Genomic DNA, 22997 nt, shown 5'->3' with positions numbered 1-22997 from the left:
AGGTTGCGAGCAGACATGGAGGAATAAATGCCCGCGACAGTGTCCTTTTCCCTCAAACAGGCGCGACGTCTGGCGCTGGCCGCCCAAGGGTTCAACGGGCGCCAGCCGCCGACCGTCAATGCCAGTCATCTCAACCGGCTGATCGAACGGCTGGGCCTGCTGCAAATCGATTCCGTCAATGCCGTGGTGCGCTCGCACTACCTGCCGCTGTTTTCCCGTCTCGGTTGCTATCCCTCTGACTTGCTCGACCAGGCTGCCTGGAGTGCGGGCCGGCGGCGCACGCTGTTCGAATATTGGGGCCACGAAGCGTCGCTGTTGCCGCTGTCGATGTACCCGTTGCTGGGCTGGCGCATGCAGCGGGCCAGACGAGGCGAGGATATCTACCAGCAATTGGCAAAGTTCGGTCGCGAACAACAGGACACCATTCGCCGTGTGCTGACTGCGGTAGAGGAGCGGGGTGCGCTTGGCGCCGGCAGTCTGTCGACCCGCGAAGACAAGGCCGGGCCATGGTGGGACTGGAGTGCCGAGAAACATGCGCTGGAATGGTTGTTCGCCGCCGGTGAGGTCACAGTGGCGGGGCGACGCGGTTTCGAGCGCTTGTACGATTTGCCCGAGCGGGTGATTCCTGCTGCGATCCTGCAACAGCCCACGCCGGACGAGGCCGAGGCGCAACGCGGTTTGCTCTTGCATGCGGTGCAAGCATTGGGCGTTGGTACGGAAAAAGACCTGCGCGATTACTTTCGCCTGAGCCCCGCGGATGCTCGGCCGCGTCTGGCTGAGTTGGTTGAAGCTGGTCAATTGCAGATGTGTGAAGTCGCCGACTGGCGGCAGATCGCCTATTGCCTGCCGGAGCCCAAAGTGCCGCGCAAGGTCATTGCCAGTGCGCTGCTGTCGCCGTTCGATTCGCTGATCTGGGAGCGCAGCCGCACCGAGCGTTTGTTCGATTTCCGCTATCGTCTGGAGATTTACACACCGCAGCCCAAGCGGGTGTATGGCTATTACGTGCTGCCGTTTTTGCACAATGAGCGGATCGCCGCGCGGGTTGATCTGCGTGCCGAACGGGCGGCAGGGCAGTTGGCGGTGCATGCGGTGCATGAGGAAGAATCGGGACTGGACGAGGAGGGCATGCTGGCGCTGGCGCTGAATTTGCGGCGGATGGCGGGTTGGCTGGGGCTTGAGCGGGTGCAGTTGAATTGTCGACGGGAGAGTGCAGCTCGGCTTGGGGTGGCATTGGCGCAGATCGGGTGCGACTGAGCTGACGCCATCGCTGGCAAGCCAGACTCCCACAGGTTCTGTGCCGGATACATAAATTGCATACGACACGAACCCTGTGGGAGCGGGCTTGCCCGCGAAGAGGCCAGTTCAGGCAATAAAGAACGCCAACCTCATCGCCGGACTTGCTTCAGGGTCTCGGCAATCAAAAACGCCAATTCCAGCGACTGGTCGGCATTCATCCGCGGATCACAGTGGGTGTGATAACGATCGGACAAGCCATCCTCGGTAATCGGCCGCGCGCCGCCGATGCACTCGGTGACGTTCTGTCCGGTCATCTCGATATGAATGCCGCCGGCATAACTGCCTTCCGCTTCGTGCACCTGGAAGAACTGCTTCACCTCGCCCAGGATCTGCGCGAAGTCACGGGTCTTGTAGCCGCTGCTGGCCTTGATGGTGTTGCCGTGCATCGGGTCGGAGCTCCACAGCACTTGCTTGCCTTCGCGCTGGACCGCGCGGATCAGTGCCGGCAGATGATCGCCGACCTTGTTCGCACCCATCCGCGCGATCAGGTTCAAACGGCCCGGATCGTTGTCCGGGTTGAGCACGTCGATCAGGCGGATCAGGTCGTCGGGGTTCATGCTCGGGCCGACCTTGACGCCGATCGGGTTGTTCACCCCGCGCAGGAATTCGACATGCGCGCCGTCGAGCTGACGCGTGCGGTCGCCGATCCACAGCATGTGCGCCGAGCAATCGTAGTAATCGTTGGTCAGGCTGTCGCGGCGGACGAAGGCTTCTTCGTAATTCAGCAGCAACGCTTCGTGGGCAGTGAAGAAACTGGTTTCGCGCAGTTGCGGCGAGCTGTCCATGCCGCAGGCGCGCATGAACGCGAGGGTTTCATCGATGCGGTCGGCGAGGTGGCTGTACTTCTCGGCCAGCGCCGAGTTGGCGATGAAATCCAGGTTCCACTTGTGCACTTGGTGCAGGTCGGCAAAACCACCCTGGGCGAAAGCGCGCAACAGATTCAGAGTCGCCGTTGACTGATGATAGGACTGCAGCAAACGCTCCGGATCCGGCACGCGGCTCTTTTCGTCGAAGCCGATGCCGTTGACGATGTCGCCACGGTAGGCCGGCAGGGTCACGCCGCCGATGGTTTCGTCGTTGGCCGAACGCGGCTTGGCGAACTGACCGGCCATGCGCCCGACCTTGACCACCGGGCAGCCAGCGGCGAAGGTCATGACGATCGCCATCTGCAGCAACACTTTAAAGGTGTCGCGAATCTTCGCTGCGGAGAATTCAGCGAAGCTTTCCGCGCAATCGCCGCCCTGCAACAGAAACGCGCGACCCTGGGTGACTTCGGCGAACTGGCGGCGCAGCTCGCGCGCTTCGCCGGCGAACACCAGCGGCGGATAGCTGGCCAGGGTCTGCTCGACCTGGCGCAGGTGCGCGGCGTCGGGGTATTGCGGTTGTTGCTGGATCGGCAGGGCGCGCCAGCTGTCAGGGCTCCACGGTTGGCTCATCACGGTCTCGAAGTTCGTACGCAGGGAAGCGCCATGTTAGCAGCAATTAGTGCGTGACCTGCTCCCGCCCCATCGCCGACAATCGCCGCTTTGCCACGGCGCCACAGCGGTGCCATCGCGTCACCGCGCCCGGTGACCATCAGGAGACGAAATGACTGAGGAGCGCGTCGAGCATCTGCTCGCCGAAGTACAGGATGAGTTCGGCGTGATTCGCGTGCTGGAAGTGGCCGATTACCGCTTTCTCGAGTTCGGCGATGCGATCGAGCAGAGCTGCGTGTTCACTGCCGACCCGAGCTGGCTGGAGTACGACTACACCCGCGCCATGCTGATCGGCGCGCTGTGCCACGAGCAGCCGGAGAGCGCGCTGTTTCTCGGTTTGGGCGCGGGCACGCTGACCCAGGCTTGCCTGAAGTTTCTGCCGCTGGAAGACGTCGAAGCCATCGAACTGCGCCCGGACGTGCCGCGCCTGGCCATCGAATATCTCGGCCTGGATGACGATCCGCGTTTGTACATCCGCGTCGGTGATGCGCTTGAACTGTTGCCGACTGCCGAGCCGGCGGATCTGATTTTCGTCGACCTCTATACCGATGTCGGCCCCGGTGTCGGGCATCTGGCCTGGAGCTTTCTCGGCGATTGTCAGAAGCGCCTGAATCCGGGCGGCTGGCTGGTGATCAACCAGTGGGCCACCGACGATGGCAAACCACTGGGTGCGGCATTGCTGCGCGGCCTCTATCACCGGCATTACTGGGAATTGCCGGTGAAGGAGGGCAACGTGATTCTGATCGTTCCGGCGGATCTCGATCAGGCGCTGGACATGCAGGCGCTGACCCAACGAGCCGAAGCGCTGGCGCCGCAGCTGGGGTATTCGTTGCAGTCGTTGATCAACGCGATTCGCCCGGCGACCTGAGCCGGCAGGACCGCCCCCTTCGCGAGCAGGCTCGCTCCCACATTTGAAATGCGTTCGACCTGTGGGAGCGAGCCTGCTCGCGAAAAGGCCCTGACAGGCAGCAGAATCTTCAGATGCCTTTGAAGATCCCCGGACGCCGCTCCACCAACGATCGCACCCCCTCCCGGGCATCCTCAGTGGCGAGCAACTTCTTCACCAGCGCCGGTAACGCCTGCGCCGCCGCTGTCTCACCCTCATAACGCGCCTGTCTCGCTGACATCAAGGTCGCCTGCACGCCCAGCGGTGCCTGCCGGGCAATCCGTTCGGCCAGCTCGATCGCGCGGGGCAGCAAGTCTTCGCTGGCCATCACTTCCTGGACCAAGCCCAGATGCAAGGCATCGTGGGCATCGAACTCATCGCCGGTGAGCAGCCAGCGCATCGCATTGCCCCAGCCGGCGATCTGCTGGAAGCGCAAAGTCGCGCCGCCAAACGGAAAGATCCCACGCTGCACTTCCATCTGCGCGAAGCGGGTATTGCTCGCGCACAGGTTGATGTCCGCCGCCAGCATCAGCTCGATGCCGATAGTCAGGCAGTAACCCTGCGCGGCGACAATCACCGGCTTGCTTACCCGTGGTCCGACGAAAACGCCCCAGGGATCGCAGCCGCCTGTCGGAACCTGCCAGCCTTCGGCCAGGGCTGCGCTGGCATTGACCAGATCGAGCCCGGCGGTGAAGTGTTCGCCGTGGCCGAACACCACGGCGACCCGCGCTTCGCGGTCGGCTTCGAACTCGCCGTAGGCCAGGCTCAGATCATTGAGCAGGTCGATATCGAAAGCGTTGCGCTTGGCCGCCCGATCGAGGCCGATCAAGTGCACATGACCACGACGTTCTCGGCTGACGCGGCCGGCGCAGGGCTGATTCATGGCTAAATCCTCAAGCGGGAAGGGCGGGTGCGCGGCGCTTTGCCGCAGGTCGGTGAACCGTTTAAGCGTCATCGCCCGCAGGGCCGGGCCTTTGCAAAATAGACCGTTGCGCGATTATCCGCAAAACCCCGTTACACGGCGGTGACACACGGATAAGGGCCACAAAAAAAGCTCCCTTTTCGGGCGAAATCCGGTATAGTGCGCGCCGGCCTTTAACCGGGCCGCGTTTAGGTAGCGCATTTCCCGAAGTCAGCTTCGGCTGCACGTCCGCATTGCGGGCTCTTCCTTGACGATTCATCTTCATTCATTCGTTTTCGCAAATCCCCGCCGACAAAGCTGCCAGGGCGACTCTTGAGTCTCAACACGGCATGCGCAGCTTTGGAGCATGGGTCTTTGCGGATGCACTTAGAGGCAGACCCATGACCCAGGAAACCGGCGGATTCGCCGCTTTTAATCTCAACCCGAATATTCTTGCAGCCGTCGCAGCGACTGGCTACGAAGAGCCTTCGGCGATTCAGCAGCAATCGATCCCGATCATCATGGCCGGCCAGGACATGATTGGCCAGGCGCAAACCGGTACCGGTAAAACCGCCGCGTTCGCACTGCCTATTCTGCACCGCATCGATCCTGCCAAGCGCGAACCGCAAGCCCTGATCCTGGCGCCGACCCGAGAGTTGGCGCTGCAAGTAGCAACCGCTTTTGAAACCTACGCCAAGCAAATGCCAGGCGTCACCGTCGTGGCTGTCTACGGCGGCGCGCCGATGGGCCCGCAACTCAAGGCAATCCGTAATGGCGCACAGATTGTTGTCGCTACTCCGGGTCGTCTGTGCGACCACCTGCGTCGCGACGAGAAAGTCCTGTCGACTGTGAACCATCTGGTTCTCGACGAAGCTGACGAAATGTTGAAGCTGGGCTTCATGGATGACCTGGAAGTCATCTTCAAGGCTCTGCCATCGACCCGCCAGACCGTGCTGTTCTCGGCGACCCTGCCGCAGTCGATCCGCGCCATTGCCGAACGCCACCTGCGCGATCCGCAACACGTCAAGATCCAGACCAAGACCCAGACCGTTACCGCGATCGAACAGGCTCACCTGTTGGTTCACGCTGACCAGAAAACCTCGGCCGTACTCAGCCTGCTGGAAGTCGAAGACTTCGACGCCCTGATCATGTTCGTGCGCACCAAGCAAGCGACCCTGGACCTGGCCAGCGCCCTCGACGCCAAAGGCTACAAAGCCGCCGCGTTGAACGGTGACATCGCCCAGAACCAGCGTGAGCGCGTGATCGACTCGCTGAAGGATGGTCGTCTGGACATCGTTGTCGCGACCGACGTTGCTGCCCGTGGTCTGGACGTTCCGCGCATCACTCACGTGTTCAACGTTGACATGCCGTACGACCCAGAGTCCTACGTGCACCGTATCGGCCGTACCGGCCGTGCCGGTCGCGAAGGTCGTGCACTGCTGCTGGTGACTCCACGTGAGCGCCGCATGCTGCAAGTGATCGAGCGCGTAACTGGTCAGAAAGTTGCCGAAGTACGCCTGCCAGACGCTCAAGCCGTTCTCGATGCACGCATCAAGAAACTGACCAACAGCCTTTCGCCGCTGGTTGCTGATGCCGAATCGACTCACGGTGAGCTGCTCGACCGCTTGACCGCCGACATCGGTTGCACCCCGCGTGCTCTGGCTGCTGCGCTGCTGCGCAAAGCTACCAATGGTCAAGCGCTGAACCTGGCCGCGATCGAGAAGGAACGTCCACTGGTGCCGAACAACGCACCGCGTGGCGACCGTCCTGAGCGTTCCGGTGATCGTCCTGATCGTGGTGACCGCGAGCGTCGCGCGCCAATGCCTTTGGGCGAAGGCCGTGCTCGTTGCCGTACCGCGCTGGGTGCGCGTGACGGTATCGCTGCGAAAAACCTGCTGGGCGCCATCCTCAACGAAGGCGGTCTGGCCCGTGAAGCGATCGGTCGCATCCAGGTGCGTGACAGCTTCAGCCTCGTCGAGCTGCCGGAAGAAGGTCTGGAAAAACTCCTGACCAAGCTGAAGGACACTCGCGTGGCCGGTAAGCAGCTCAAGCTGCGTCGCTACCGCGAAGATTGATCCGCCCTCGGGCTGATTGATCGAACATAAAAAATCCCCGACTGGTTCGGGGATTTTTTTGCCTGTTCATCGGGCGACACAACACCTTGTGGGAGCTGGCTTGCCAGCGATGACGTCAGCCGAAGCGATAAATATCCATACCCAGCGCCCCCATCGTGAAACCCTGATGCGCCACGCTGAAAACCCCGCCAGCACCGCGAGCAAAATACAACGACAACAAATGCTCATCACTCGGGTGACTGCGCACGGCATTCGGCGCCTGCTGGCGATAATCATGCAGCGCCGTTTCATCGTCGGCCGCCAGTTTGTCGATCATCCAGTCACGAAAATCTCGCGCCCACGGTTCAATGCTTTCCGGGCCGGCATGCCAGTCCAGCTCGCGGAGGTTGTGGGTGATGCTGCCGGAGCCGATCAACAGAATGCCGTGTTCGCGCAGGCTCGCCAGCGCACGGCCAACCCGGGTCTGCAACGCCGGTCCGCCGCGACTCGGCAACGAAACCTGCACCACCGGAATGTCGGCTTGCGGATACATCAACGACAGTGGCACCCAGACACCATGATCGAACGGTCGTTGCGGATCGAGCCGAGCCGGCAGGTCATTGGTGTTCAACCGCTCAGCCACCTCTGCGGCCAGTTGCGGATTACCCGGGGCCGGGTACTGAACTTCAAACAGCGCACGGGGGAAACCGCCGAAGTCGTGCCAGGTTTCCGGATGCGGGTGGCTGCTGACCAGCAGTTCCTGGCTTTCCCAGTGTGCAGAGACGATGACGATGGCGTTGGGACGCGGCAGTTCGGCGGCCAGTCGCGCCAGTGCCGGGCCGCTGGCACCGGGCTCCAGCGCCAGCATCGGTGAACCGTGGGAGATAAACAGGCTGGGCAACATGGACGGGCTCCTGAGCGCTAAGATGAACCATCTTCAGTCAGATCATCGATCTGAATCCAATATAAGTTCCTGCGGTCTTTCATCGGTTTTTCGGGAGTGATACATGCAGCCTGAGTTTTGGTACAAGAAATGGGATTCGAACCAGATCGGCTTTCATCAGTCCGAGGCCAACCCGTATTTGCAGCGCTATTGGCCGGAGCTGGCGATTGCACCGTCAGCACGCGTGCTGGTGCCGCTGTGCGGCAAGAGTCTGGACCTGCTCTGGCTTGCCGGGCAGGGACATCAGGTGCTTGGAGTGGAGCTAGCGGAAAAGGCTGTCGAGGAGTTTTTCAGCGATCATCAATTGCAGCCGCAGATCAGCGAGCAGGGCGCATTCAAAGTTTATCGCACTGTTGCGTTCGAATTGTGGTGCGGTGATTTTTTCGCGCTGACGGCAGAGGATGTTGCCGGTTGCACCGCGCTGTATGACCGCGCCGCGCTGATTGCCTTGCCGGACGCGATGCGCCAGCGCTATGCGGCGCATCTGCAGCAGTTGCTGGCGCCGGAGATGAAAGGGCTGGTGATTACCCTGGATTACGATCAGTCGCAGATCCCGGGACCGCCGTTTGCGGTGAATGATGATGAGGTGCAGCGATTGCTCGGCCAGGGTTGGCAGGTGGAGAAGCTGGAAGAGCGGGACATTCTGGCTGAGAGCCCGAAGTTTCTGCAGGGCGGGGTTGAGTGGTTGGTGGAGCGGGTTTATCGGGTTTCTGCCTGAGGTTTTCTGTTAGCAGCTCCGGCGTCTTCGCGAGCAGGCTCGCTCCCACAGGGGAATGCGTTTCAAAGGTGTGAGCGAGCCTGCTCGCGAATGGGACTTTGCTGACAACGCATGATCTGAAGATACAAAAAAAGGCCCGCATCACTGCGGGCCTTCTTTCTTATTGCGATCAAATCAACCGCGACGACGCAGTGCGTCAATCCGCTCTTCCAGCGGCGGGTGGCTCATGAACATCCGGGCGAAGCCCTGTTTGATGCCACCGTTGATGCCGAAGGCGTTCAGGGTGTCGGGCATGTGCACCGGCAGGCCCTGTTCGGCACGCAGGCGTTGCAGAGCACCAATCATCGCGCTGGTACCGGCCAGGCGGGCGCCGGCTTCGTCGGCACGGAATTCGCGCTTGCGCGAGAACCACATGACGATTGCGCTGGCGAGGATGCCCAGCACCAGTTCGGCGAAGATGGTCGCCACGTAATAGGCGATGCCCTGGCCTTCTTCGTTCTTGAAGATGACCTTGTCGACGAAGTTGCCGATGATCCGCGCGAAGAACATCACAAAGGTGTTCACCACGCCCTGAATCAGCGCCAGCGTGACCATGTCGCCGTTGGCGACGTGCCCGATTTCGTGGGCCAGTACGGCTTTCACTTCATCGGGCGAGAAACGCTCGAGCAGGCCCTGGCTGACCGCGACCAGCGCGTCGTTCTTGTTCCAGCCGGTAGCGAAAGCATTCGCTTCGTAGGCCGGGAAAATCCCGACTTCAGGCATCTTGATCCCGGCTTCGCGGGACAATTGCTCGACCGTTTGCAACAGCCATTGCTCATGACGAGTGCGTGGCTGGCTGATGATTTGCGTACCGGTGCTCATCTTCGCCATCCACTTGGAGATGAACAGCGAGAACAGCGAGCCGGCGAAACCAAAGACCGCACAGAAGACCAGCAGCTGACTGAGGTCGAGGTCGACCCCGTTGGCCGCCATGAACCCGTTGAAGCCGAACAGGCTCAGGGTGATGCTGGCTATCAGCACGACCGCCAGGTTAGTGGCCAAAAACAGCAGGATGCGCATCATGGTTGTAGAACTCTCCTCAAGCTAAAGATGTAGCGTACTGCGGGGTATATAAGGTGCGGCACCGGGCTATTCAACCGAGTGACTATTTCAAACTGTGTCCTACAGCGGTTTCTTGAGGAAAAAGAAAATTCCCACCCTCGATTCCGATACGGATGACACAGCCTTTCGCCCCGCCGCCATTAGGTCAGATACGTCTGTACGGCTCGCATCGCAAGTGTAGAAGGGCTGCAAAGGCGCGGAACAAAGATGTGTTGCTGAATCAGACAGTGCGCAACAGTCAATCCGTTGCGCACTGCTGGCCATTACTGGCGGTAGGACTTGAGGAAGTTGCCGATGCGGCCGATGGCCATTTCCAGATCATCGACGCGGGGCAGGGTGACCACACGGAAGTGATCCGGCCACGGCCAGTTGAACGCCGTGCCCTGCACCACCAGCAGCTTCTCGGAAAGCAGCAGATCAAGCACGAACTTCTCGTCGTTATGAATCGGGCAGACCTTCGGGTCGATTTTCGGGAACGCGTACAACGCGCCCATCGGCTTCACGCAGCTGACGCCGGGAATATCGTTGAGCAACTCCCAGGTGCGATTGCGCTGCTCCAGCAGGCGACCCTGCGGCAGCACCAGATCGTTGATGCTCTGGTAGCCGCCCAGCGCGGTCTGGATCGCGTGCTGGCTCGGCACGTTGGCGCACAGGCGCATGTTGGCCAGCATGTCGATGCCTTCGATGTAGCTCTGCGCGTTGTGTTTCGGCCCGGAGATGGCGATCCAGCCGGAGCGGAAACCGGCCACGCGGTAGGATTTCGACAGGCCGTTGAAGGTCAGGCAGAGCAGGTCCGGCGCCAGCGAGGCAGTGCAGATATGCACGGCGTCGTCATAAAGAATCTTGTCGTAGATCTCGTCGGAGAACACCACCAGATTGTGCGCCCGGGCGATTTCCAGCATGCCCAGCAACACTTCCTTCGAATACACCGCACCCGTCGGGTTGTTCGGGTTGATGATCACCATGGCCTTGGTGTTCGGGGTGATCTTGGCCTTGATGTCGGCCAGATCCGGAAACCAGTCGGCGCCTTCGTCGCACAGATAATGTACGGCGTTACCGCCAGCGAGGCTGACGGCAGCGGTCCACAGCGGATAGTCCGGGGCTGGCACCAGCACTTCGTCGCCGTTATTGAGCAGCGCCTGCAGCGACATCACGATCAGCTCGGACACACCGTTGCCCAGGTAGATGTCTTCGATGCCGACACCTTCAACCTGCTTCTGCTGGTAGTACTGCATCACCGCCTTGCGCGCGCTGAACAGGCCTTTGGAGTCGCTGTAACCCTGCGCGGTCGGCAGGTTGCGGATCACGTCCTGGAGGATTTCGTCCGGCGCTTCGAAACCAAACGGCGCCGGGTTGCCGATGTTCAGCTTGAGGATGCGCTGGCCTTCCTCTTCCAGTCGTTTGGCGTGCTTGAGCACCGGGCCGCGAATGTCGTAGCAGACGTTGGCGAGCTTGTTCGATTTGCTGAACTGCATGGCGATGTGATCCCGAAAATGAACGATCCAGGCGGCAAATGGACAACCGTACTGGGATTGCTGCGTCTTCGCACAGGCGGAGGTCTGGCGCTTTAGCGCTCAGAATCCGTTTGAATGCACCCGGTCTGGCTGCCAGACTGGCGCGTGACGAGGCGCAATCATACGTGCCGCCCGATCCGTGGAAAAGGTACAGATCGGGCTTTTTCAGCCGCTGAGGTGTGATGATGGAAAAGTTGCAGAAAACCCTGGAAGAATGGCGTGCCATGCTCGACCCCGAGCAGTACAACGTCTGCCGTCTGAGTGCCACCGAGCGTCCGTTCTCGGGCAAATACAACAACACCAAAACCGACGGTGTCTACCACTGTGTCTGCTGTAACGAGCCTTTGTTCGATTCCAAGACCAAATTCGATTCCGGCTGCGGCTGGCCGAGTTTCTATCAGCCGATTGGCGAAGGCGCGATGACAGAAATCCGCGACACCAGTCACGGCATGATTCGCACTGAAGTGAAGTGCGTGCGCTGTGATGCGCATCTGGGGCACGTATTCCCGGATGGCCCGCCACCGACCGGCCTGCGTTATTGCATCAACTCGGTGTGCCTGAATCTCGAGCCGCGCGAATAACCAAAACAGGCGACATTGCGTCGCCTTTTTATCAAGCGATTAGATTGCACACAATTCAATTGCTCGTTATGTTTGCGCTTTCCTGACCATTGCGGAGCCGACCCATGAGCGACAAGCTGCTGAATATCCCGTGCACCACCATCAAGGGTGAGCAAAAGACCTTGGCCGATTTCGCCGGCAAAGCCGTGCTGGTGGTCAATACCGCGAGCAAGTGTGGCTTCACTCCGCAATACAAGGGCCTCGAAGAACTCTGGCAGACCTACAAAGACCAGGGGCTGGTGGTGTTGGGTTTCCCGTGCAACCAGTTCGGCAAACAGGAGCCGGGCAATGAGGGCGCCATCAGCGAGTTCTGCGAACTGAATTTCGGCGTCAGCTTTCCGCTGTTCAAGAAGATCGACGTCAACGGCGCCGATGCTCACCCGCTGTTCGTGCAGTTGAAGAAGCGCGCCCCGGGCCTGCTCGGCTCGCAGGGCATCAAGTGGAACTTCACCAAGTTCCTGATCGGCAAGGATGGCCAGTTGGTCAAGCGTTTCGCCCCGACGACCAAACCGCAGGACCTGAGCGGCGAGATCGAAGCTCTGCTGAAATGAGCCTGACGGTTGATTCGCTGAAGCTCGACAGCCAGTTGTGCTTCAAGCTGTACGCGGCCTCGCGGGCGGTGATTCGCGCCTACAAGCCGATGCTCGATCAGTTAGGCCTGACCTACCCGCAGTACCTAGCGATGCTGGTGCTGTGGGAATGGCAGGATGCTGCGCCGGAGCAACCGACGGTCAAGGCCTTGGGCGAACGCTTGGCGCTGGACTCGGGGACGTTGACGCCTTTGCTCAAACGTCTGGAGCAGAGCGATCTGGTCCAGCGTCGGCGCTCGGCGCGCGACGAACGTGAGATGCACCTGAGCCTGACGCCTGCCGGAACAGCACTGCGCGAGCAGGTCGGGCCTCTCAAGGCGCGCCTGCTCTGCGACAGCGGCGTTGATCTCGACCGGCTCAATGATTTGCGCGCCGGCCTCGATCACTTGCTCGGGCAAATCAAAGCGCTGACTTAGTCGGCATCCACTGATCGAGCAGCGCGGCGAGTTCTTCGCGGCGAAACGGTTTGGCCAGATAGTCACTCATGCCCGCCGCGCGGCAGCGTTCGCGTTCCTCGGACATGGCATTGGCGGTCAGCGCGACAATCGGCAGATTCGGCCAGCGCCCGCTCTGGCGAATCTGCCGACTGGCTTCATAGCCGTCCATCACCGGCATATTGCAGTCCATCAGCACCAGATCGAAATCGGCAAACTCCAGCTGATCCAGCGCCTCGGCGCCATGACCTGCCACCACTACATCGCAGCCAAGCTTGCCGAGCATGCCTTTGGCGACCAGTTGATTGACCGGGTTGTCCTCGACCAGCAGCACCTTGCCCCGGCGCGCGGACGGCAAGGCGTCTGATTGTGCTTCGTTGAGGGTGGCGGCGTCCGGTTGCAGAATCCGTCGCAGATGCTGGTACAGCGCGTTGCGCGCCAGCGGCCGGGCTTGCTGCTGCAAGGGGGCGAGGGCGGCGGCTTCTTCGCTGGGCAGAAAACTGCCATAAGCAGTCACCAGCAGGATCGGCGCGGTGATGCTCGGGCGCAGACCGAACAGGCATTCCGGACAATCGGTGATCAGCACATCCGGATTCAGGCCCAGCAGCGAATCATCAATGGTGCGCTGCGTGTATTCCAGGCCCCACACCGGCAACAGGCTTTTCAGCAATTCCGCCAAGCCACTGCTGGCAGCGGTGATGGCGAGAACCTTGCCGCGTAACGGTATCGGCGGCAGCGCGCGGGTGTGAGAGGGCAGTGGCAGTTCGGCGCAGAACTGGCTGCCGAAGCCGCTTTCGGAACTGATGGTCAGCCGACCCTGCATCGCTTCGCACAGGTTGTAAGTCAGCGCGAGCCCCAGCCCGGTGCCGCCGTACTGACGGGTGATACCGGCGCCGGCCTGGGTGAACGGCTGGAAGATTTTCACCTGCGCTTCCTGGGCAATGCCGATGCCGGTGTCGCAGACTTCGATGCGCACGCCACCCTTGTGTGCCGACAGGCGCACATCGACCCGACCGAAACGGGTGAATTTCAGCGCGTTGGACAGCAGGTTGCTGACGATCTGCCGCACCCGGGTCGGGTCGCCCAGCACCAGCGCCGGGAAGTGCGGCTCGATCAGACAGGTCAGCTCGACGCTCGGCGCGGCGTTCTGCGAGAGCAGGTTGGCGGTGTCTTCGATCAGCGAGCCGAGGTCGAACGGGATGTTTTCCAGCTCCAGTTGCCCAGCGTCGAATTTCGACAGGTCGAGAATATCGTTGAGCAGTTCCACCAGCACCTTGCCCGAGTCGTGGGCGATCGACAGCTGTTGCTGCTGCTCGGCGTTGAGCGGGCCGTCCAGCGACAGCGCGATCATCCCCAGCAAACCGTTGAGCGGTGTGCGGATTTCATGGCTCATATTGGCCAGAAACGCCGAACGCGCTTCGGCCATGTCCAGCGCTGTGCGGCGGGCCACTTCCAGTTCTTCGTTGGATTGACTGAGGCGGGCGTTGATTGCCTTGAGTTCGGCGGTGCGCGCCGAGACGATGTCTTCCAGTTGCGCGAGGTATTCGGTCAGGCGGTTTTCTGCGGTGCGCCGCTGCTGGATTTCGGTGGCGATGTTCTCGAACTGCTGATTGGCGACCTTGACCAGCACGCCGATCTCATCGTTGCCGTGGCCGGCCGGGCACTCAAGCGTGGTCGGCTCGGCGCTGCGCGGGTCGCGACCGCTGAGCTCACGGATGACCCGCACCAACGGCTTGGTCAGCATGACGTAGAACAGCGCCAGGAGGATCCCGGTCAGCAGCAGGCTGCGGGCGAAACCGTTGAGCAGGGTGACTTCCGCACGGCGCAGGAAGCGGCTGCCAAAGGCGTAAGTGTCGACTTCAAGCTTGAGAACGCCGAGGGATTCGTTGGGCAAGTGGTCGAGGTACAGACGATCTTCGAAATGACGCTTGGCGCCGAACAGGAAGTCGCTGATCAGCCGATAGCTGCTCTGCAGTTCCGGGCGTTTGACGCTGGCCAGCACGGTCTCGTTGTTGTCGATCAGTTGCGCGGCGATGATCGCCGGCGAGCGCAGCAGGCCCAGAGTGAGCTCCTGCGCGAGCTCGGCGTCGATGTTATAGGCGATGCGCGAGGCCGGATTGTGGCTGATTTCCAGCAGCGCGAGGATTTCACGGTTGATGGAAGCGTCTTCGCTGGCATAATCGATGCCGATCTGCAGCAGACTGAGCAGGGTGCCCAGAATGAACCCGACCAGCACGGTAAGCCTGGCTTGCTTGTAAGACAGCCGGTGGGTGAATTTGATATCCATGGGTTGTTGAACCACTTCCGTTTCCCTTCGCTGCTCAAGCATAGTCGATCATGCAGGGATACCGAGGTTCCCGAATCGCCTTGTAACAAGGCTTGCTGAGGCGATTTTATCTGTGTGTCGTCGCTGGATCGTCATCATCACTGTGAAAGTGCCCGAGGAGAAGACGTGGATTCCCGATTGAATGCTTTTCTTGAACGCGCCGAGTCGGTCCTGGCGCGAATCGAACCACTGTTGCCGGCACCGCGCCCCGTCATTGACTGGAACACTTGCCTGGCAGCGCGCTGGCAGCGTGACGGTCGCAGCGGCTACCTGTTGCCGCTGGAAGTCAGCCTCGACATGCGTCTGTCCGACCTGATCGGCGTCGACCGTCAGCTGGAGCAGTTGGGGCGCAACACACAACAATTTCTTGATGGCATGCCGGCCAACCACGCCTTGCTCTGGGGTTCGCGCGGTACCGGCAAGTCTTCGCTGGTGCGTGCGTTGCTGGCCGAACACGCCGGTGCCGGCCTGCGTCTGATCGAGATCGAACGCGATCACTTGGCTGACCTGCCACGGGTGGTCGAGCAAGTCGCCAAATTGCCGCAACGTTTCGTGCTGTTCTGCGATGACCTGTCGTTCGAATCCGGCGAAGGCGACTACCGCGTGCTGAAAAGCGTGCTTGACGGTTCGCTCGAGCAGGCACCCGACAACGTCTTGCTGTACGCCACTTCCAACCGCCGCCACCTGGTGCCGGAAAAGGAAAGCGACAACGAAAACTGGAAGCGCGTCGACGGCGAACTGCACCCGAGCGAAGCGGTGGAAGACAAAATCGCCCTGTCGGATCGTTTCGGCCTGTGGCTGTCGTTCTACCCGTTTACCCAGGAACATTTTCTCAACGTCGTCGAGCACTGGATCGGCCAGTTGGCCGCCAAGGCCGGCCTGAGCTGGCAGCGCGACGAAGCACTGGACATCCTCGCCGTGCGCTGGGCCACCGGCCGCGGTAATCGCAACGGACGTTGCGCGTATCAATTCGCCCGCTACTGGGTGGGACTGAAATTGCTGGAGCACAAGGCATGATTGATTTGCAACAAAGCGGCCAGGGCCTCGAAGGCTACGGTATGTTGGCCGCGCAACTGGAATCGCTACTGGCGGACGAGCGCGATTTCATCGCCAATGCCGCGCAGTTTTCCGCATTCCTGTTCAACCAGCTCGATGATTTGAATTGGGCCGGTTTCTACCTCAATCGTAACGAAGAGCTGGTGCTCGGCCCGTTCCAGGGCCAGATCGCTTGCGTGCGCATTCCGTTCGGGCGCGGTGTTTGCGGCGCCGCTGCTGCCAGCCTGCAAACCCAGCGCGTCGAGGATGTACACGCGTTCCCTGGCCACATCGCCTGCGACAGCGCGTCCAACAGCGAACTGGTGGTGCCGTTGGTCAAGGACGGTCGCCTGATCGGCGTGCTCGACCTCGACAGCCCGAAGCTGGCGCGTTTCGGCGCCGAAGATCAGGCCGGCATCGAGCAGTTGGCAGCGATTTTCCTGCGCCTGACCGACTGCTGATCAACCGCCGAGGCCAGCCTTGTGCATCAGGCTGGCCGTGTCCACGCTGTCGATTTGCGCGGGATCGAGAAACCGCGTTGCGTACTGCATGTACACCCCCTCGTTGATGAACAGGCCAAACAGCGGCGCATCGATGTGCGCTTCACGGCACATGGTCGCCATGATCCCCAGCGCCTCGCTCAGCGACTTGGCTTTCTTGTAAGGGCGATCGGCGGCAGTCAGCGCTTCGAAAATATCGGCAATCGCCATCATCCTCGCCGGCAGGCTCATTTCCTCGCGCTTCAGCCGTTTCGGATACCCGGTGCCGTCCATTTTTTCGTGATGGCCGCCGGCGATCTCGGCAATGCTGTCCAAGTGACCGGGGAAGGGCAGGTGGCTGAGCATCATGATCGTCTGCACCATGTGATGGTTGATGATGTAGCGCTCTTCACGGGTCAGCGTGCCGCGGGCGATCTTCAGGTTGTACAACTCGCCGCGGTTGTACTTGTACGCGGGCACATCGAGTTTGAAGCCCCAGGGGTTGTCCTCGGGGATCAGCTCGTTCTTGTCACGTTCGATCAGATGCTCGGGTTTGTCGGCCAGCAGACTTTCACTGACGGGCAGCAGCTGCGCAGGGGTTTTCGCCTGGCGGCGGTTTTCTTCCCATGACACACCGAGGCGATCATCGAGGGTGCGCATCCATCTGCGTTGCGCCACTCGCTCGAGGCGTTGAAGGTCGGCCTCGGCCATGGCCTCGCCACCGAGATTGCAGCGGGCGACAAAGGCAAAGTCGTCATCGAGCATCAGCAACTCACTATCACGGGCGCGGGCCAGCGCCGCTTCGTCTGCACCGTTCGCCAGCGTCTGCCAGTAGTTGATCCACACGTCACGCTTGAGCACCTCGAAGCGGGTGCGGATTTCGTGGATGCGGTCGTTGATGGTCTCGAGCTTGGTGGCTTTGTCGACCACGTATTCCGGCGTCGTGACCTTGCCGCAATCGTGCAACCACGCTGCGATGTGCAACGCCTCCCATTCATCCTCGCTCGGTTGGTAAGCGCTGAACGCCGGGGCCTGGCTCGCCGCAGCAGCCTGGGCGAGCATCAGCGTCAATTCCGGCACCCGCTGGCAATGGCCGCCGGTGTAGGGGCTCTTGGCATCGATCGCGCTGGCGAGCAGTTGGATGAAGGCGTCGAGTAGTTGTTTTTGCCGCGCTTGCAGACGCTGACTTTCGATGCTCACCGCCGCCGCGCCGGACACCGCCTGCAAGAAGGCGATACGGTCGGGGCGCAGCTTTTCCAGATCACTCGGCGCGCCGCTGTCATTGACCAGCAGAATCAGCAGGCCGATGGTTTCATCGTGCTGGTTGTGCAGGCGGATGCCGATCAGGTGAATGCGCGGTGATTCCATGGCCAGGAGAATTTTCTGCAAGTCGCCGGCCTGATCGAAGCCCAGATGGCTGACGGTATTGTTGGCGCTGGCCAGTTGTTCGAACCAGGCCGGCCCGGTGTTTTTGTGCAGCTCACGTCCCTGAATGTCGAACGCCTCCAGCTTCTGCGGCACGCCATCAATCACCAGTCCATAAGGTTCCATGCGCGCGCCGTCGGCTTCGCGCAGGTAGATCAGACCGGCCTGCGCCTGAGCGATCTGTACGGTTTCGAACAGCACGCGTTCGAGCAGCGGGGCAAAACGGGTTTCGGCGCAAAGGCTGTCAGTGATGCGGAAGAAACTGCCCAGGGTTTCTTTCATCCGCGCCATCGACAGGCTTAATTGATCGACTTCCAGTACGGGCGAGCGGCGCGCCAGCGGAGAACTGAAGTCGAAGCTGCGGATCGCGTCGGCTTCTTTGACCAAGGCATGCAGCGGCTTGACCAGAATCCGCGAAATCACCCAGCCCAATGGCAGGCACAGCAACAGGATGGCCAGGGTGATCAGCGCGCCTTGCCAGCGCATCCGGAACGCATCCACCAGTAATTCGTCTTCCGGCACCAGCAGCGCCAGTTGCAGGCCTTTCGGCCCGCCTTCCTCAATGCTGGTGCGCGCGACGATCCATTGCCGGTCGTTTACTTGCAGACGCTTGCCGATAGTGTCGGAGCTGAGCAGCGCGTTCAGCTCAGGGCTGAGATCGGCCGCTCTGGCCAGACGCGCAGTGCGGTCATCGACGATCAGGCGATGGCTGTCGGGGTAAGCCACGGCGTTGCCGTCGGTGTCGTACAGCGCGATCTCTGTCGAAGGCGTTACCCGGTGCTTGCCCAGGGCGGTCGACAGCGAAGCGAGGGTCAGATCGGCGCCGATCACCGCGTTCTCGCCGCTGCGCCGGGCCAGCGTGGTGCCGACATTGTGGGTCGAAAAAAATACATACGGCTCGGTGGTGATTTGCCCGGCCTGTTGCAGGGCGTCGCTGAACCAGGTCCGGCTGCGCGGATCGTACGGCTCTTGGGGATACTCGCGGCGGTTGATCGGTGTCAGCGCCTGATCGAAGAACAATGATTGCGAGCGTACGGCGCCTTGTGGAGCATGCTCGATGCTCCAGACTTGATAGGCCGCCGCTTCCGGCGCCTGAAGCTGTGCCTTCAGAGCCGGAGTGCGCAGCGCGCGCACCATGAAGAAATCACCATCGGTATAACCCAGATACAGCGACGCCAGCGCCGGGTTATCGGTGAGCGACTGGCTGAAGGGTTTGAGCAAGGGCAGGCGTTGTTCCAGATCACTAGCCTGGGCTGCCGGGGTATCCGCCAGCAGGCTCAACAGGTTGCGGATCGGCTGATAGGTTGCCTGCAGATCGAGGCGTACATCCTGCTCGATGCGGTCAAACAGCTTTTCGCTGCTCGACAGGATGATCTGCGTGGTCTGGTGGTAATTGAACAGGCCCAGCACCACGCCCGTGAGCAATAAAAGAAAGGTGAACATGACGCTGATGTGCACGTGAAGCGGCAACCGGCGTTGCTCGGGGCGCAGTGGGCTGTGCATTGCAGGCTCTCCATGAATGTTTAACTCACTGCTCAGCGTCCAAGCATAGTTAAGACTCGCTCACTGTGCCTTGATCGGCCAGGGTCAATTGCTGTTGCAGGGCCTGCGCCAGTTCGAGCATCGCCTGGCTGGTTGCCGCCCAGCGACGGGCAATCTCCTGTGACGCGAGCGCTCGCTGGCAGGCGTCCTCGAGTTCATCGCAGCATTCGATCAACCGCGAGGCCTGCGCGATGCGTGCTGCGCCCTTGATCTTGTGCGCAACCACCGCCAGCGCTTCGCGATCATCCTCGGGCGACAGCCTGAGCAGTTCCTCGCGGTCGAGGCGGCTGCTCTTGAGCAGCTCCACCAACATGCGTCGGGTTTGCCCGGGGTTGTTGCCGGTCAGCAAGCTCAGACTTTGCAGGTCGAACACCGAGGCCGGTGAAGCCGGCGTGATGCCGTCGATCCATTGTCCGAGCAGGGTCAGACTCAACGGTTTGAACAGGCAGTCGTCCATGCCGGCGAGCTTGCAGCGCTGGACTTCTTCCGGCTGGGCATTGGCGGTGAAACCCAGCACGGTGCACGGCGGGCGGTGGTTTTGCAGTTCAAGCTGGCGAATCCCACGGGTCATCTCGTAGCCGTTCATCAAGGGCATGTTGCAGTCGACGATCACCAGATCGAAATGATCGGCCTTCCACCGTTCGAGGCCGCTGCAGCCATCTTCGGCAATGCTGAAGCGATGACCGAGAAACTCCAATTGCTGACACATGAGCAAACGGTTGGCCGGATGATCGTCGACAACCAGGACATGTAACGGCGTTGTCGCAGGCTTGATCAACGGTTCGCTTTTCGGCGGATTCGCCTTTGCCGGCAGGCTGTCCAGCGGCAGCGATATGCAAACCTGAGTGCCGATGCCGGGCTGGCTGCTCAACTGCAGTTGTCCGCCCATCATTTCGCACAGGTTGCGACTGATGACCAGCCCGAGTCCGGCGCCGTTTTTTGCCTGTCGACTGCCGTTATCCGCCTGCGAGAAAGGTTCGAACAAGCGCTGTTGATCTTCGGCGCTGATGCCTGAGCCGCTGTCCTGCACGGTCAGTTGCATCAATGTTCGACCAGCAGCGTCTGCCGGGATCAGGTCGAGGGTGATCCGCACGTGGCCGCTTTCGGTGAACTTGATAGCGTTGCTGACCAGGTTGGACAGCACCTGCTTGAAGCGCAGCGGATCCAGATGCACATCCACAGCCGGGTGCGGCGGGTTGAAGACGACTTGCAAGGCAAGGTTTTTCTGCCGCGCGAGGCCGTCGAAGATACGCGCAACGGAGGTCACCGTGTCGACCAGATTGATCCACTCCGGGGACAGGCTCAGACGCCCGGACTCAATGCGGGCGATGTCGAGAATATCGCCGATCAGCCCGAGCAGATCCTTGGCCGAATGGTAGGCCGTGTCGATCGAAGCGCGATCGGGGTGCTGGGGATCGATGCGTCGCAGGGTCAGTTCGAGCATGCCAATCACGGCGTTCATCGGTGTACGGATCTCGTGGCTCATGGTTGCCAGGAAGGTACTTTTGGCCCGGTTCGCCTCGTCTGCCTGTTCTTTGGCCGCACGCAGTTTTTCAAACAATTGGCGGCGTTCACTGATATCGATCCAGCCGCCAATGATGCCCTGGACGGCACCGCTGGAGTCGCGGTAGGGAAGTATCCAGTGGTAAATCGTCAGGCGGCGGCTGCCGATGTGCAGAGGCCGGTCGAGTATCAAGGGAATGCCTTCGGCAATGACTCTCTGGTAATCGGCCTGGAACGCCTCGGCCTCGAACGCATTGCTCAGAGTGCCTTGCACGACGCCTTTGCCGATGATGTCCTCGCGTCTGGCGTTGAACGTTTCGAGATAACTGTCGTTGCAACTTTGCAGCAGCCCCTGGCGATCTCGCACGTAAATCGGGTGTGGTGTGCCGTTGACCAGCGAGCGCATGAACTCCAGTTGATCGTTCAGCGCGCGTTCGGCAGCCTGACGTTGCTTGATCTGATGGCGCATGTAGGCGTTCCAGGTCAACAACAGCAGCAGGATCAGGCCGGCGGCCGCGACTACTTGATAGAACAGCCGCTGATAGTTTTGCCAGATGTTCTGGGAGGCGGTGGAGTAACCGCGCCAGCGGCCGTTGATCACGCCGAGCTCCTCGGGAGCGATGCTCAGCAGCGCCTTGTTGATGATCGAGGCCAGTTCGGTGTTGTCACGGGCGGTCGCCAGCGAGAAGGCTGCCTGACTGGTGCCGATGGTGGTGGTGATTTGCAGTGGCCGATCGAATATGCGCGATGAGATGAAATAGTTGGCGATCACCAGCGAGTTCACCGCGCCGTCGACATGGTTCTCGGCGAGCATCGACACGGCGCTGAACGTGTCGGGGGTTTCGATCAGTTCGATGCCCGGAAAATTCTCATGCAAGTAGGCGACCAGCGGATTGCCTTGGGCGATCGCCAGACGCTTGCCTTTGAGTTGGGCCAGGTTGGTCGGGCTGTCGGCGCTTTTGCGGGTCAGCAGCACGTAGGAATTTTCCAGATAGGGGCGACTGAAACTCAGGTTTTTTTCACGTTCGGCGCTGGGCAGCAGGGCGGCAATCAGATCGGCCTTGTGGTTGTCGATCTGCCTGATCATTTCCGCATCGTTGCGACTGCGCTGGATTTCGAAACGCAGGCCGGTACGCAAGCGAATCAGTTCGAGAAGATCGGCACTGATGCCGCGAAAATTGCCGGCGCTGTCGAAGAAGGTCAACGGTGCGTACGCTTCATTGACCACCACGCTGACGACGGGATGCTGCTTGAGCCAGTTCTCCTCACGATCCGTCAGCTGGAGTTTACTGTCGGTGAGCAGCAGGTCGCTGCCGGAGCTCCAGCGTTTGGCGATGTCATCGCGCTGGCTGCGCGGGATCGCTGCGAGCACTGTGTCGATGATGCCCAGCAACTGCGGATTGCTGCGCCGCACGGCGAAGCTGAAGCCATGGGCTTCCTGCTTGCCGAAGTTGGCCATGCGGACGTTGTTGAGATATCCCTTGTTGATCATGTAATGGGTGGAGAGGGTGTCGCCGAGAAACACATCGGCCTGGTCGAAGGCTACCGCGTTGACTGCGTTCTGATAGGACGGATAGCAGGTGATCAGCGCTTTGGGATACAGCGCCTTGATCTCGGGCAGCGGCAAATAGTGATACACCATGCTCAGACGCAGCCCGGCCAGGCCTTCGGTTAGCGAGCGGGTTTCATCTTCGCGGGTCACCAGTACCGGCTGATCGACCGCGTAAGGTGTGGAGAGGGCGAGATTGGCATTGCCTGCTTCGTAGCCGTTGGCTGTTCCAAGCAGGTCGATCTGGCCATCGATCAAGGCGCGAATGGCAGCCTCGCGCGAGGGAAAGCGTTGCACGCGAATCGGCAAACCGGTGGCCTGACCGAGAATCCCTGCGTAATCGGCGGTCAGTCCCTCGTAGTCCTGGCCACTGACGGTCATGTCGAATGGCGGGTAATCAGGTGCGGAGGTACCCAGTTTCAGTTCGCTGCGAGTCTGCAGCCATTGCCGTTGTGACGGTTGCAGGACAATCCCGACAGCCTCGGTTGCCGAGCGGCTGAGCAACGCATAGTCGGGTGAGGGGCTTGGCGAGGCGAAGGCATTGGCGCTCAGATACAGAACGGCGCTCAAGGTGATCAGGTAGTCCTTCAGACGGCTGGGCATGTG

At 60.9% G+C, this 22997-nt stretch carries 17 protein-coding genes; 9 read left to right on the top strand and 8 right to left on the bottom strand.

The features are described from left to right. The first annotated feature begins 27 nt into the window (after positions 1–27). Positions 28–1254 (top strand): winged helix-turn-helix domain-containing protein, encoded by a 1227-nt coding sequence (locus BXA01_RS07360; RefSeq protein WP_076563721.1) that lies wholly within the window; start codon positions 28–30, stop codon positions 1252–1254. Between the two features lie 131 nt (positions 1255–1385). Here BXA01_RS07360 and BXA01_RS07355 read toward each other — a convergent pair whose 3' ends face one another. After that, positions 1386–2732, bottom strand: coding sequence for a class II 3-deoxy-7-phosphoheptulonate synthase (locus BXA01_RS07355; protein ID WP_038861070.1), 1347 nt, complete (start codon positions 2730–2732; stop codon positions 1386–1388). A 151-nt stretch (positions 2733–2883) separates the two neighbouring features. Between BXA01_RS07355 and BXA01_RS07350 the strand changes: the two genes are divergently transcribed. After that, positions 2884–3639 (top strand): spermidine synthase, encoded by a 756-nt coding sequence (locus tag BXA01_RS07350; protein ID WP_024013768.1) that lies wholly within the window; start codon positions 2884–2886, stop codon positions 3637–3639. A gap of 109 nt (positions 3640–3748) precedes the next feature. On the opposite strand, the gene BXA01_RS07345 is transcribed toward BXA01_RS07350, so the two are convergent. Further along, entirely contained in the window at positions 3749–4540 is a 792-nt protein-coding gene (locus BXA01_RS07345; protein ID WP_076563720.1) for a crotonase/enoyl-CoA hydratase family protein, read from the bottom strand. A 419-nt stretch (positions 4541–4959) separates the two neighbouring features. Here BXA01_RS07345 and BXA01_RS07340 point away from each other — a divergent pair, with 419 nt between their 5' ends. Further along, positions 4960–6633: a DEAD/DEAH box helicase gene (locus tag BXA01_RS07340; RefSeq protein WP_016770859.1), complete on the top strand. Its 1674-nt coding sequence runs from the start codon at positions 4960–4962 to the stop codon at positions 6631–6633. A 115-nt stretch (positions 6634–6748) separates the two neighbouring features. Here the strand turns inward: BXA01_RS07340 and BXA01_RS07335 are convergent, their stop codons facing one another. Continuing rightward, positions 6749–7516, bottom strand: a complete 768-nt coding sequence (locus BXA01_RS07335) for a DODA-type extradiol aromatic ring-opening family dioxygenase (RefSeq protein ID WP_076563719.1) — start codon at positions 7514–7516, stop codon at positions 6749–6751. 103 nt (positions 7517–7619) lie between these two features. Between BXA01_RS07335 and BXA01_RS07330 the strand changes: the two genes are divergently transcribed. Beyond that, positions 7620–8273, top strand: coding sequence for a thiopurine S-methyltransferase (locus BXA01_RS07330; RefSeq protein WP_076563718.1), 654 nt, complete (start codon positions 7620–7622; stop codon positions 8271–8273). Between the two features lie 174 nt (positions 8274–8447). Here the strand turns inward: BXA01_RS07330 and htpX are convergent, their stop codons facing one another. Further along, positions 8448–9335 carry a protease HtpX gene (gene htpX, locus BXA01_RS07325; RefSeq protein ID WP_007908619.1) on the bottom strand — a complete coding sequence of 296 codons (888 nt, stop codon included), beginning with the start codon at positions 9333–9335 and terminating at the stop codon, positions 8448–8450. A 302-nt stretch (positions 9336–9637) separates the two neighbouring features. Continuing rightward, positions 9638–10849, bottom strand: coding sequence for a pyridoxal phosphate-dependent aminotransferase (locus tag BXA01_RS07320; RefSeq protein ID WP_016770856.1), 1212 nt, complete (start codon positions 10847–10849; stop codon positions 9638–9640). 224 nt (positions 10850–11073) lie between these two features. On the opposite strand from BXA01_RS07320, the gene msrB reads away from it, so the two are divergent. The 3 genes from msrB (at position 11074) to BXA01_RS07305 (ending at position 12514) form a co-directional block, all read left to right on the top strand. Beyond that, positions 11074–11469 carry a peptide-methionine (R)-S-oxide reductase MsrB gene (gene msrB / locus BXA01_RS07315; protein ID WP_076563717.1) on the top strand — a complete coding sequence of 132 codons (396 nt, stop codon included), beginning with the start codon at positions 11074–11076 and terminating at the stop codon, positions 11467–11469. Positions 11470–11573: 104 nt separating this feature from the next. Continuing rightward, positions 11574–12059, top strand: a complete 486-nt coding sequence (locus BXA01_RS07310; protein WP_076563716.1) for a glutathione peroxidase — start codon at positions 11574–11576, stop codon at positions 12057–12059. Next, complete coding sequence (locus BXA01_RS07305) at positions 12056–12514, top strand: MarR family winged helix-turn-helix transcriptional regulator (RefSeq protein WP_076563715.1); 459 nt, start codon at positions 12056–12058, stop codon at positions 12512–12514. Before BXA01_RS07310 ends, BXA01_RS07305 begins: the two co-directional genes overlap by 4 nt. On the opposite strand, the gene BXA01_RS07300 is transcribed toward BXA01_RS07305, so the two are convergent. Further along, on the bottom strand, positions 12498–14819 hold the full coding sequence (locus tag BXA01_RS07300; protein ID WP_076563714.1) for a hybrid sensor histidine kinase/response regulator: 2322 nt from the start codon (positions 14817–14819) through the stop codon (positions 12498–12500). The two genes, BXA01_RS07305 and BXA01_RS07300, sit on opposite strands and share 17 nt — an antisense overlap. Positions 14820–14984: 165 nt before the next feature. Between BXA01_RS07300 and BXA01_RS07295 the strand changes: the two genes are divergently transcribed. After that, complete coding sequence (locus tag BXA01_RS07295; RefSeq protein WP_041478431.1) at positions 14985–15875, top strand: ATP-binding protein; 891 nt, start codon at positions 14985–14987, stop codon at positions 15873–15875. Next, entirely contained in the window at positions 15872–16354 is a 483-nt protein-coding gene (locus BXA01_RS07290; RefSeq protein WP_016770850.1) for a GAF domain-containing protein, read from the top strand. Before BXA01_RS07295 ends, BXA01_RS07290 begins: the two co-directional genes overlap by 4 nt. On the opposite strand, the gene BXA01_RS07285 is transcribed toward BXA01_RS07290, so the two are convergent. Continuing rightward, positions 16355–19300 carry an HD domain-containing phosphohydrolase gene (locus tag BXA01_RS07285; RefSeq protein WP_076563713.1) on the bottom strand — a complete coding sequence of 982 codons (2946 nt, stop codon included), beginning with the start codon at positions 19298–19300 and terminating at the stop codon, positions 16355–16357. It lies immediately after the preceding gene. Positions 19301–19349: 49 nt separating this feature from the next. Continuing rightward, positions 19350–22994, bottom strand: a complete 3645-nt coding sequence (locus BXA01_RS07280) for a transporter substrate-binding domain-containing protein (protein ID WP_076563712.1) — start codon at positions 22992–22994, stop codon at positions 19350–19352. Positions 22995–22997: the final 3 nt, after the last annotated feature.

The sequence above is a fragment of the Pseudomonas sp. B10 genome, assembly GCF_900156235.1.
In the GTDB taxonomy this organism is placed as follows: domain Bacteria; phylum Pseudomonadota; class Gammaproteobacteria; order Pseudomonadales; family Pseudomonadaceae; genus Aquipseudomonas; species Aquipseudomonas siliginis.
The sequence above is the reverse complement of the archived record's forward strand: the minus strand, read 5'-3'. Positions and strand labels throughout refer to the sequence as shown.